At 62.6% G+C, this 265-nt stretch carries 1 pseudogene; it reads left to right on the forward strand.

Annotated elements, in window-relative coordinates:
• Positions 1-112: 112 nt before the first annotated feature.
• Positions 113-265 (forward strand): annotated as a pseudogene (locus tag QJT78_RS52540) (transposase); the annotation flags it as partial.

Below are 265 nucleotides of genomic sequence, written 5' to 3' on the forward strand. Positions count from 1 at the left end.
CTTCCGGCTGGCGGGCTCCGCCTTTGCCGGGAGGGCGTCGAACCCTCTGGGTCACGTTGAAAGGTTTCAGACTACATTCTTCCTCCTTTCCAGGACTTATCCTGACGCAAGTTGGTCCCACTCAAGGCGCAAGATCATCGCAGCGACTCCGAAGGCCGGCTCACCCATCGCCGAAGCCGTTCTCGCGCGCATCGCCGCACTCTATGCGATCGAGAAGGAGATCCGTGGCGCCGACGCCCCGGCTCGGCAAACGACCCGTAACGAG

This window comes from Bradyrhizobium sp. Mp27 (assembly GCF_029953005.1).
Classification (GTDB): domain Bacteria; phylum Pseudomonadota; class Alphaproteobacteria; order Rhizobiales; family Xanthobacteraceae; genus Bradyrhizobium; species Bradyrhizobium barranii.